Source organism: Bacillus sp. JH7 (assembly GCF_001563515.1).
Classification (GTDB): domain Bacteria; phylum Bacillota; class Bacilli; order Bacillales; family Bacillaceae_G; genus Bacillus_A; species Bacillus_A cereus.
The window spans coordinates 1,652,148-1,664,161 of record NZ_LPUS01000001.1; the positions used below are offsets into that span (position 1 = coordinate 1,652,148).

Below are 12,014 nucleotides of genomic sequence, written 5' to 3' on the forward strand. Positions count from 1 at the left end.
TTCTATGTATTTTTATATAGTAGATGATGAAAAAGCGGTTCGCTCAATGTTGGCTCAAATTATCGAGGATGAAGACCTTGGGGAGGTTATAGGAGAAGCTGAGGATGGTTTATCTTTAGAGCAACAAATGCTAATCCTTAAAAATATAGACATTTTATTTATCGATTTGTTAATGCCGATTCAAGATGGAATAAAAACAATCCGTCAAATAAAACCTTCGTTTAAAGGGAAAATCATCATGGTCTCTCAAGTAGAATCAAAAGAATTAATTGCTGAAGCTTATTCGCTTGGTGTTGAATACTATATTATTAAGCCAATTAACCGGATTGAAGTATTAACAGTTGTTCGGAAAGTCATTGAACGAATTCGTTTGGAAAAATCGATAAAAAACATTCAAGAATCGCTTAATATGGTACTAAAATTGGATAGTAATTCAAGTACGCAAGAAAAATACCGTAATGAAAAACATTTAAATACTTTTAATCATTTTCAAAATTCCATTCATTTTCTTTTGTCTGAATTAGGAATAGCCAGTGAAAGTGGAAGTAAAGATTTAATGGATATGCTAGATTATTTATATAAATATGAACAAGATAACACGTTGGAACAAGGCTTTCCCTCACTAAAAGAGATTTTTATGAATTTGGCTCAAAAAAAACTTGGGGATTCAGCTGAAGATGCCGAATTAAAAAGGTTCATAGAAGCTTCCAAACAACGGATTCGGAGAGCAATTTATCAATCATTAAACCATTTAGCATCCCTTGGACTTACTGATTTTTTAAACCCGAAGTTCGAAAATTATGCTTCTAGATTTTTTGATTTTACTACCGTAAGGAGAAAGATGACAGAATTGAATAATGAACCAACATTACCTGCTCGTATTGATACGAAAAAATTTATTCAAGTTCTTTATTTTGAAGCAAAACGAATACACTTGGAGTTAAGATGATAAACTCTTGCTAAGTATTATTTTCAATTGATAGATTGATAATAGTTTTTCTTTTTATTCTCCTTTATTTCATATTAGTTTTAAAATCAGAAAATTCCGTATCGATTTGGTAGAAGTGTATGAACTTAGAACAAAAGAATATGTATTTTTTACACATTAATATTCATTTAAAAACGAGTATTTCCAAAATAAAATATAACTACATAGTAAGTTGAATTTAAAAAAAAGATGCTATCTTCTAGCATCTTTTTTTCTTTAAGAGGAAATATCATTGATCCTTATATTATTTGAAATTCAAATGCGGGCATATAAATAAGGGAAAAGGAGATAATATTTAACAAATTATAATTGGAAATGGTATTTTAGGTCAGAAATGTTTTTATACTAATTAGGTTATTTGTACTAAATAAGCATAATGTCTCGCTTTTCTGCTCTTTAATCTTATAGTTATTTTTTATTAAGTACATATCGTTTTTTAGAAATCTCAATCCTAGCAGAGTATATAAATTGGGTGATAAAAATGTGGAACATAATTACTTCTTATCTTCCAGATTGGAAAGTCTTTGTACAAGCTTTTATCTTGTTTTTAATTCCGTATACTATCTCAAGATTTTTTCATTGGGTTCGTATGTCAGAGAAAGAGTGGGAAGAATGAGTTGGTGGAAGTCAAGAGACAAACAAGTGAAAAAAAATAATATTCAAAGTAAAACGAAACAAGAGCATAAACCATCTCAAAATGCAATCGTTCATTTCACAAATGATTTTGCCTCTAACTTAGAACTTATAAAGCAACAAATCGGACATAATTCTGATGTTCGCTTTCGGAAGTTTAATATTGGACGCACAGATATTCAGGCTGGGATCGTTTTTGTTGATGGCCTATCAGATAAAGAGATAATTGACAAACATATTATGAAATTACTAATGGATGATTTTTCTGATGAATATAAAAATGAATCTTCTTATGTGGAGGGGACTGTTTCAAAAGAATATATTAAAAATAAAGTTCTTACAATTAGTGAAGTAGCAGAAGTCCATTACATAAAAGATTTAATACCCAAAGTATTGATAGGTTCAACAGCTCTTTTAATTGATGGTTTAGCAGATGTGTTTATTCTTGGTACAACAAAAGCAAATAAACGAAATATTGAAGAACCAGTATCGGAGGCATTAGTCAGAGGGCCACGGGTCGGTTTTACTGAAGTATTGAGTGATAATACCTCACTTTTGCGACGACACTGTGCGGATGAGAACTTATCATTAGTAAAGCTACCAGTAGGAGAACGTGCAAAGAAAGAGTTAGTTGTCGCATTTATTAAAGATCTTGCTAGTACAGAATTGGTGGATGAAATAAAAAACAGAATTCAGAAAATTGACATAGACAGTGTACTCGAATCTGGTTATATAGAGCAACTTATTGAAGATAATTATCTCAGTCCTTTTCCGCAGATTCAAAATACAGAACGACCTGATCGTGTTATTAGTGCTTTAATGGAAGGTCGAGTAGCTATTTTGTTAGATGGAACACCATTTGTTTTAATTGCTCCAGTTACATTTAGTATGCTGCTGCAATCACCAGAAGATTATTATGAAAGGTGGCTTCCTGGTACGCTTCTCCGCTTATTACGCTTCATGACAGCTTTTGTTTCATTATTTGCTCCAGCACTGTATATTTCTTTTATTTCATTTCATCCAGGATTAATTCCCACTAAGCTCGCTATTTCTATTATCGGATCGCGAGAAGGAGTCCCTTTTCCCGCTTTAATAGAAGCGTTAATTATGGAAGTAGCTATCGAAGTTTTGCGAGAAGCAGGTTTACGTCTGCCTAAACCAATTGGACCTGCAATGGGAATTGTGGGCGGTTTAATAATTGGTCAGGCTGCCGTAGAAGCAGGAATTGTTAGTCCAATAATGGTTATCGTTGTTGCGGTAACAGCTATTTCTTCTTTTACTATTCCGCAATATAGTGTAGGAATTACGTTACGCATTCTTCGTTTTGTAGCTATGTTTTGTGCTGCGATATTTGGTTTGTATGGAGTTATTCTCTTCTTTCTTTTACTTTGCAGTCATTTAGTGAAACTGAAAAGTTTTGGCGTTCCTTATACCAGTCCTGCTGTTCCATATCAATTCAGTGACTGGAAAGATTTTATGGTTCGCATGCCATTAAAAATAATGAGACGTCGACCGAAAATAATGCATACCAAAAAAAATATCCGCAAAAGGTAGCTGATGACGAAAGGAAGTGGCCTTCAGTGATTACTAAACTTAAAGACCGAATAACAACTTCACAGGCAGTTGTTATTATTGTAAATTACATACTTGGGACAGGAATTCTCACTCTGCCCAGAGCATCTGTGGAAAAAGTGAAAACACCAGATGTATGGTTAAGTGTGATATTAGGTGGGATACTGGCAATGGTTTCAGGAGTAATTATGGTCAAATTAAGTCAGCAGTTTCCAGAAAAAACATTTTACCAATACAGTCAAGATATTGTAGGGAAATGGATAGGGAGATTGCTTAGTTTTCTTATTATAGGGTATTTTCTTACAACTTCAGCATTTCAAATTCGTTCAATGGCAGAAGTAATAAGCTTTTTTTTACTAGAAGGAACCCCCACATGGGCTATTGTTATGCCTTTTATGTGGATAGGTCTCTATTTGATTATGGGTGGTATTAATTCAATTGCACGGATGTTTGAAATAATATTTCCTATTACTGTTTTTATTTTTTTAATCATTTCCTTTATGAGTATCGGAATATTCGAGATAGATAATCTCCGTCCCGTATTAGGTTTGGGAATTAAACCAGTGTTAGATGGGATAAAAACAACGTCTCTCGCATATACAGGTCCTGAAATTATGTTAATTCTTTTGGTATTTATGGAACAACGAAAGAAAGCAGTAAAAGCTATTTTAGTTGGAATTTCTATTCCGTTAATCTTTTATGTAATAACTGTTGTAATGGTCATTGGTGCATTATCAATTGATGGGGTTGTAACAAGAACATGGCCGACAATTGACCTTATGCGCAGTTTTGAAATTTCTGGTTTGATATTTGAACGTTTTGAATCTTTACTGCTTGTAATATGGATTATGCAAATATTTGCTACCTATACGATTAGTTATTATGCAGCTGCATTAGGATTAGCACAACTCTTTAAAAAGAGTATTCATCCATTTATTTTTGCTTTGATTCCAATCATTTACATCATTGCTATGACTTCGAAAAATATAAATGACTTGCTTAAATTGGGGGATATGCTCGGTAATGCTGCTTTATTTTTATTTGGTTTACTGCCACTGCTTCTTCTTATTATTACGCGATTAAAAGGAGGAGTAGTGTGAAACATAAATTTAATTATATGCGGTTCTATTTGGCTTTGTTATGGACGCTTTTGCTTCTATTTTTAACAGGGTGTTGGAGCAGTAAAGAAGTAGAAGAATTGAGTTTAACTGCAGGTATAGCACTAGATAAAGGGAAGGATTCAACAATTGAGAAAGAGGATGAGGAAGGAGGTTATCCTAAAAGAAACCTTATAACAGCTACTTATCAAATTGTTAGTTCGCAAGCACAAAGTAAAGGAAATGGACAACAAAAACGTTATATAAATGTTTCTGAGACCGGTGATTCCATTCATCAAATTGTTCGTGAGTTTTCATTGAAAAGAGAGAGCACAATGTTCAGCCCACATTTAAAAAATATTGTTATTAGCGATAGTCTTGTACGTACATACAGTTTAGAACAATTACTTGAACAGTATCTCCGTGACAATGAAGTTCGGCTTAGCTGTATGCTCTTAATTAGCAAGGGTCTAGCGAAGGAGGTACTGGAATCAAACAAAAAAGGAGAAATCCCAGCATTTCGTTTGTCTGGAATTGCAGATAATAGAAATAGAACAACAAGGATTTTACCTCCTGTATCGCTCGCTAAATTGGAAGGAAAGATGCGGTCAGGGGCCAGTTTTCTTTTGCAAAATGTAATCTCGATAAATGGGGAAACAAAATTTGCAGGAGCTGCTGTAATTAAAGGGAAGACAAAAAAGTTGATGGGCTTTTTAAATGAGCAGGAATTGGAAGGAGTAGTATGGATAAACGGAAAAAGGAATGGTGGTGTGGTAAAAACTTTTGATAAAGAATCAAAGAAACTCATTATATACGAAATAAAGTCAATAAAAAGCAAAATCATACCACATGTTAACGGAAATAATATTTCCTTTGATGTAAACATTGAATCAGAAGGGCGTTTGTCTGAAAATTGGATGCAATCAGGAAAAAAATTTAAAAATAAATTTTTAAAAAGGGAAGAAAAAGCTATTGAAAAAGAAGTAAAGCACTTAGTACATCATGTTACAAAAAAAATACAAAAAGAATATCAAGTCGATATTGCGGGTTTTGGCAACCAATTAAGAATTAAACACCCGAGAACATGGGAGAAAGTTAAAAAAGATTGGGATCAAACATTTAGTAAAGTACCGATTAAATATCATATAAATGTAACTATACAAGATTATGGAGCGTCAAGTTTAAAACGATGAGATACTTTAATTGAAATTATATTTACATCAAAACAAAAAGTTATAAAAGTTTTAATTTGAAAATTTTTGTAACTTTTTGTTTTTTTATGTCCTTCTTATTATAGATTAAAGAAATGATTTTATCCCGCTATTTGCCGGGCAGTAAGACCCACACCTCAAAATTCAGCGAAAGCAAAGAAGTTATTAGAGGTATATGTAAGCTCTATATAGGAAGGAGAATTTTGAAATTCTATTGATAAACCAAGTAATTGTAATAGCCCTTATTTAGAATAATAATTTCAAGATCAATAAAATTTAGAGTAGAAGGAGCAAGAGCAAATTATTATGAATAAACAAATAGGATTCATCGGATGTGGAAACATGGGTATTGCTATGATAGGTGGGATGATTAAAAAAAATATAGTTTCTCCAGATCAAATAATTTGTTCAGATTTAAATGTCATTAATTTAAAAAATGCTAGTAATGAATATGGCATAACTATAACTACTAACAACAATGAAGTCGCTAACAGCGCTGACATTTTAATTTTATCAATCAAACCAGATTTATACTCATCGGTAATTAACCAAATAAAAGATCAAATAAAAAATGATGTAATCGTTGTAACTATTGCTGCAGGGAAAAGTATTAAGAGCACTGAGAATGAATTTGGTAGAAAGTTAAAAGTTGTTAGAGTAATGCCTAATACACCGGCACTTGTTGGAGAAGGAATGTCTGCGTTATGTTTTAATGAAATGGTTACAGAAAAAGATATAAAAGAGGTACTGAACATATTTAATATTTTCGGCCAGACGGAGGTCATAAATGAAAAACTAATGGATGTTGTTACATCTATTAGTGGTTCTTCTCCAGCATATGTGTATATGTTTATAGAAGCCATGGCAGATGCTGCTGTACTTGGCGGTATGCCGAGAAAACAAGCTTATAAATTTGCGGCTCAGGCTGTATTAGGTTCTGCAAAAATGGTATTGGAAACAGGAATACATCCAGGTGAATTGAAGGATATGGTTTGTTCTCCAGGTGGAACGACGATAGAGGCTGTAGTAACGCTAGAAGAAAAAGGTTTAAGAACAGCTATCATTTCAGCTATGAAACGTTGTACGCAAAAATCTATGGAAATGTCTAGTTTAACTAGTAAGTGAGAAGCGAATTTATATAATATTTTAAATCTATTTAATGTAAAAGAAATATTATGAGGCTAGTTAATAACTAAGTAAATTTATATACAACACTAACGAGAAGAATAAACCTTATTTTAAAGGGGATACAGAAAATATGAGTAATTTACTAAAAAAGAAATCCGTTACACAATTGTTAGAGCATAATCAAAGCAAGACTTTAACGAAAACATTAGGAGCATTTGATTTAATTATGTTAGGGGTAGGCTCGATAGTTGGAACGGGCGTTCTTGTGTTAACTGGATTAGTAGCAGCAAGAAATGCTGGCCCAGCAGTTGTTTTTTCATTTATACTTGCAGCAATTATATGTGGATTTATAGCATTATGTTACGCGGAAATTGCTTCTACACTCCCGGCGTCTGGTAGTGTATATACATACTCATATGCAACAATTGGTGAGTTTGTTGCTCATCTAGTAGGTTGGTCATTGCTATTAATATATATCGTGGCAACAGCGGCTGTCGCTGCTGGATGGACAGGCTATTTCCACAATTTAATAAAGGGATTTGGATTAGAGATACCTAAAGCTCTAGTAACGATTCCTTCGCATGGTGGTATTGTGAATCTACCAGCAGTAATCATTACATTGATATTAGCATGGATGTTATCCCGTGGTACGAGAGAAAGTAAACGAATCAATAATACAATGGTATTGATTAAAATTGGAATGATTTTGTTGTTTATTACGGTTGGTATATTCTATGTAAAACCAATAAACTGGATACCAATTGCACCATACGGTTTAAGTGGAGTTTTTACGGGTGGAGCAGCTATTTTATTCGCTTTTACGGGTTTTGATATATTAGCAACTTCAGCAGAAGAAGTAAAAGATCCGAAACGTAATCTTCCGATCGGTATTATTGCATCATTAATCATATGTACAATTATTTATGTTATGGTATGTCTTGTTATGACAGGAATGGTTTCCTATAAAGAATTAAATGTTCCTGAGGCGATGGCTTATGTAATGGAAGTTGTAGGACAAGGAAAAGTCGCTGGTGCAATTGCTGCAGGTGCTGTAATTGGCCTTATGGCTGTTATTTTTTCCAATATGTATGCGGCAACATGAGTATTCTTTGCAATGAGTCGTGATGGATTGTTACCGAAATCATTTGCGAAAGTTAATAAGAAAACTGGAGCACCCACTTTTATAACTGGATTGGCAGGAATAGGGAGCTCTATAATAGCTGGGTTTATTGATTTGAAAGAATTAGTTAATTTAGTTAATATCGGTAGTTTGGTGACGTTTGCGTTAGTTTGTCTATCAGTTATTATTCTACGTAAATCACACCCAAATTTAAAACGTGGATTTATGGTACCTTTTGTACCTGTATTACCATGCGTTGCAATTGTATGCTGTGTGTTTTTAATGCTAAATTTACCGTTAAGGACATGGGTGTACTTTAGTATTTGGATTACTATTGGGGTAGTAATATATTTCCTTTATTCGATAAAACACAGTAATTTAAATGAGGAAACGATCTCGAAATTACATGATAAAATTGCGAGATAATAACGATAGAAAATTTTATTAATAATCATATTGATAGTTGAGGAACATAGAAACAGTTTTTTGACATTTAGCAAGAGATAAAATAAGAGATGCTAGGGCAGCTAAGTACTTTTTTAGAAACCTTGCTTGTTTTTTACGATTTAAAACTGCTAAGGAGAGAGAAGTATGAGTGAATTGCATTTTATGAGTATAGAAGAATTAGATAATAAATTGAAAAAATCTGACAGTGGTATTTATTTCATTAAAGATTATAATGACAATATTATTTATGTAGGCAAGGCTTTTAGTATAAAAAGTAGAGTATTAGCTCATTTTAATAGTTATTCCAATATTGAGGAATATGTCCATTTATTTAATAAAGTAGCGTATCTCATTGAAGATAGTTTGTTAAAACGCTCATTGTTACAAGTTACTTATATGATTAAATATAAACCAGTATTAAACAAAGAAGTACAAAAAGAATTCCCAGAGTTGTATACTCAATACATTAAGCAGACAAATAAAAAATCTATGTTGTTAGAAATTGATGAAGCTAAAGAAAAAGGGGATGAGTTAAAGAATAAATTAGTAAAATTAGTGGGTGGAAAAACTATGTTTTATGACATAATTTCTCTGTTAAACAATGGATATAACTATCATGTCCTCGCAAAAGTATTGAACATAGAACTTCAAACTTTAATTATAATAAAAGAACACCGAAATAAATTCCCGATACCACATAATTATAAAAGGACAATAAAACATCAAGATATAATGTATGCTTTATCTGGAAAAAAGAATTTAAGTACTTCAAGGTTAAACACTTAACTTTAAAATAGTAAATTCGTTGCTTTTGTAGCTTTTATTGTTATATTGAAATGCAATGTACATTTGTTTTTCAAATTTAATTGGTGGAATAAGGGGAAGGAAAGGGTTTCTATAAAAATACTGGAATAAATTAGGTTACTCATGCATAAATAGCATAATTAGGTACATGTTATTTATAAATATTCAAAGATGCGAAAGTAATACAAATGAAATTCTTATTTCTGCTACTACAAGTACTATTGAGCAAATGAAGTATAAAATTGCTTTTGAACTAGGAGTCACACTGGGACCTGATACATCACATCATCTGCAAATGGTTCGGATCGGTGGAGAGATTACAAAACGCTTAGTTAGAATGGCTGAAAAACAGTTAACAGGTCAATACAGAGTACACTAAGAAAATAATCCGTATATATGGATTATTTTTCCTTTAATTTACAAAAAAATAAATTTCGAAATTGAAAAAACCTCTCAGATTCCTTTGTAATAAACTTTTTTAGTTGTGTTAATGACATAGGTATCAAAAGATAATCAACCAGATACGAACGATGTGCGAGCCCTTAAAAGAGTTTTGGTGTTATTTGTAATTTTAATTTCATAATACTTAAGCCGATATAATAAAATGTTTTATGTCTAAATTGATATAAAGTAATAATTATTAAGTGATATTTCTTTTTTATAGAATAAGTAAAAACTGATATTGTAGTAATTACTGTTTTGAGGTCAATTTACTGTGCACCTTAATTATTGAAGTTTTTTTGTTGATTAACAACTATTGTATTTGGAAATTGATAATAAGTTTATCCCGCTATTTGCCGGGCAGTAAGACCTCCACCTCAAAATTCAGCCGAAGCCAAAGAAGTTAGGTGGGGGGGGGGCTGCCCGTAAAAGCCCGATTGGTGAGAGCTAATAATCAGTGGGGGATGAACAAAACCCCCACTGATTAAAGTTTCACTTTATGTGATGCGGTAATAAAACTATCTAGTTTGCTATTCTTAGTATTTGTAAAGTCTATATATTTTTCCTCTTTTGTGGAAAGTAAAACTATTGTTACGACCAGTAATATAGTGTCATGTTTTTGAATATTCCATTCGTTTTTTATTTTTAGTTGATGAAAAGACCTTTCTCTTAATTAAATATTTAATTGAGTACTTGAATTTCCTCCACCTTGTACTTTTCAAAGCATAGTGCTTCAAAAATAGCCGTATCGCTTTCATCTGTTTCCAATTTCACAACTTCTTTATTATCTTTTTCTAAAATTTGGAGCAAAATAGTTTTTCAGTTTCACATTTAAATTAGCAGTATTTATTTTTTGAATTCAATTTGTATAAATGAATGAATTGGAACTTTGACTGTTGTTTCTTGCGGTGGTACAGTATCTCCTGTTACTTTCGCTTTATTTTAAATCTTTTTCCAGCTTGGTCCTCGCATTGACTACCACTGTATTTTGAAGTACTTCACTGTTTTCTCAAATTCAATAATTATATTTTGTAGAATTAAGAAAAGAACTTAGTGTATTTCCTTTACGTATCTACTCTGATATTTAGATGCTAACTACAATTAAATAATATATGATTTTTATAAAAAAGATATAGTAATATTTTGTTGTGAATTGTACTAATTTGATATTTTATAGTATTATTTGTCGTGAATTATATATAACAAAATATATTTTATGGATCTATAAAGGAGAATGTAATGAATACTTCTATCGATATACAACACTTGTGTGATCTTGCACATAAAGCATTTAATGCCCCTGTACATATTTTATCTGCAGACAGAAAAATTTTATATCATTCTACATCTGATAATGTTTGTAGTCCTTTTTATTCTTCAAAAGAAGAACATCTTAGTGATATTTATCAAGAAAACGATCCCTGTAACTTGCCACTTTTTCGAAGCAACAACTATCTTGAAAATTTTGTTCTAATTCATATAGAAAATCATGATGATATTAAAGGGACTATTATAATCGGTCCTACTATACATTCAAAAGATTCAGATGATATGATCATAAAATTTCAGAAAGAATTTAAATCAAATGATAACATTCAAGAAAGACTTGCCTATTATCAGTGTTTATCTGAGATTAAAAAAACTACATTAATTGATATGGGAATTTTATTACATTACATGATTTTCAATGAAAAGTTAGATGTAGATATTGTCTTGGAAAAAAATAAAGTACTAGAGAAAACTCCTAATAAAAATGTGAAACCTGATTTATATATTTTAAAACGTCGACAAAACAAACCTAAAACGCACAATATGGCATTAGTAAATGATTTCTTTTCGACTATCAAAGAAGGAAATAAAAAAAAGTTAATACAGTATATGTATGCGGTTTCGCAAGAAGATGTTGAACTTATGCTAGTAGAGGATCCGCTCAGGAATCAAAAAAACCTTGGAATTATTGCGATTACCTTAGCCACTCGATATGCAATAGAAGGAAATCTGCCACCAGATATTGCTTTTGCCCATAGTATTTTATATATACAAACCCTAGAACAATTAGATAATGTAGAATCTGTAAAGCGATTATCAGGGGACGCTTTACGTACCTTTGCAGATCGTGTGAAAGAATACAATGCAAAAAAGTATTCTTACGCGGTTACTACATGTATAAAACATATTAATAAAAATGTTTACGATGGAATATCTCTGAATGAACTTGCTAATCATTTAGAAATTACGCCTACTTATCTGTCTAAACTATTTAAAAAAGAAATGGGAATTACTTTAAGTGAATATATTCAAAGGGAACGAGTGGAAGAAGCAAAGAAATTATTAACCCTCACTACTTATTCGTTATCAGATATCTGTGCTTGGCTTAACTTTAATGACCAAAGTTATTTTATAAGAGTTTTCAAAAAAATCACTAGCATGACTCCTAGGCAGTACCGTGAAAAATATACAATAATATAAGCTTGTTATTTGCTGTCTCCAATGTAAAGACTTAAACATGGGTGTAAGTATCCCAAAAGATGAAAATACTGGACTTATTACTCTAGAAAGAGTTTGTGATTTGT

The 12,014-nt window shown here is 31.7% G+C and carries 9 protein-coding genes and 1 pseudogene; 9 read left to right on the forward strand and 1 reads right to left on the reverse strand.

Going from position 1 to position 12,014, the window contains the following annotated elements; genetic code table 11:
- Positions 1–4 precede the first annotated feature (4 nt).
- The 8 genes and pseudogenes from AU379_RS08385 (at position 5) to AU379_RS08420 (ending at position 9,379) form a co-directional block, all read left to right on the forward strand.
- Positions 5–949, forward strand: a complete 945-nt coding sequence (locus AU379_RS08385) for a response regulator (protein WP_044584615.1) — start codon at positions 5–7, stop codon at positions 947–949.
- A 651-nt stretch (positions 950–1,600) separates the two neighbouring features.
- Positions 1,601–3,175: a spore germination protein gene (locus tag AU379_RS08390; protein WP_000119222.1), complete on the forward strand. Its 1,575-nt coding sequence runs from the start codon at positions 1,601–1,603 to the stop codon at positions 3,173–3,175.
- A 26-nt stretch (positions 3,176–3,201) separates the two neighbouring features.
- Positions 3,202–4,293: a spore germination protein gene (locus AU379_RS08395; protein ID WP_061139113.1), complete on the forward strand. Its 1,092-nt coding sequence runs from the start codon at positions 3,202–3,204 to the stop codon at positions 4,291–4,293.
- Positions 4,290–5,483, forward strand: a complete 1,194-nt coding sequence (locus tag AU379_RS08400; RefSeq protein WP_061139114.1) for a Ger(x)C family spore germination protein — start codon at positions 4,290–4,292, stop codon at positions 5,481–5,483. Before AU379_RS08395 ends, AU379_RS08400 begins: the two co-directional genes overlap by 4 nt.
- 324 nt (positions 5,484–5,807) lie before the next feature.
- Entirely contained in the window at positions 5,808–6,626 is an 819-nt protein-coding gene (proC, locus tag AU379_RS08405) for a pyrroline-5-carboxylate reductase (RefSeq protein ID WP_001041290.1), read from the forward strand.
- A gap of 133 nt (positions 6,627–6,759) precedes the next feature.
- Positions 6,760–8,175: pseudogene (locus tag AU379_RS08410) on the forward strand (amino acid permease).
- Between the two features lie 165 nt (positions 8,176–8,340).
- Complete coding sequence (locus AU379_RS08415; RefSeq protein ID WP_001292158.1) at positions 8,341–8,982, forward strand: excinuclease ABC subunit C; 642 nt, start codon at positions 8,341–8,343, stop codon at positions 8,980–8,982.
- A 166-nt stretch (positions 8,983–9,148) separates the two neighbouring features.
- Positions 9,149–9,379, forward strand: coding sequence for an alpha/beta-type small acid-soluble spore protein (locus AU379_RS08420; RefSeq protein WP_000897398.1), 231 nt, complete (start codon positions 9,149–9,151; stop codon positions 9,377–9,379).
- 743 nt (positions 9,380–10,122) lie between these two features.
- Here the strand turns inward: AU379_RS08420 and AU379_RS28685 are convergent.
- The gene (locus AU379_RS28685) at positions 10,123–10,251 is read right to left on the reverse strand and encodes a hypothetical protein (RefSeq protein WP_000939299.1); all 129 of its coding nucleotides are present in this window, start codon (positions 10,249–10,251) and stop codon (positions 10,123–10,125) included.
- 429 nt (positions 10,252–10,680) lie between these two features.
- On the opposite strand from AU379_RS28685, the gene AU379_RS08425 reads away from it, so the two are divergent.
- Positions 10,681–11,910 carry a helix-turn-helix domain-containing protein gene (locus AU379_RS08425; protein WP_061139115.1) on the forward strand — a complete coding sequence of 410 codons (1,230 nt, stop codon included), beginning with the start codon at positions 10,681–10,683 and terminating at the stop codon, positions 11,908–11,910.
- Positions 11,911–12,014: the final 104 nt, after the last annotated feature.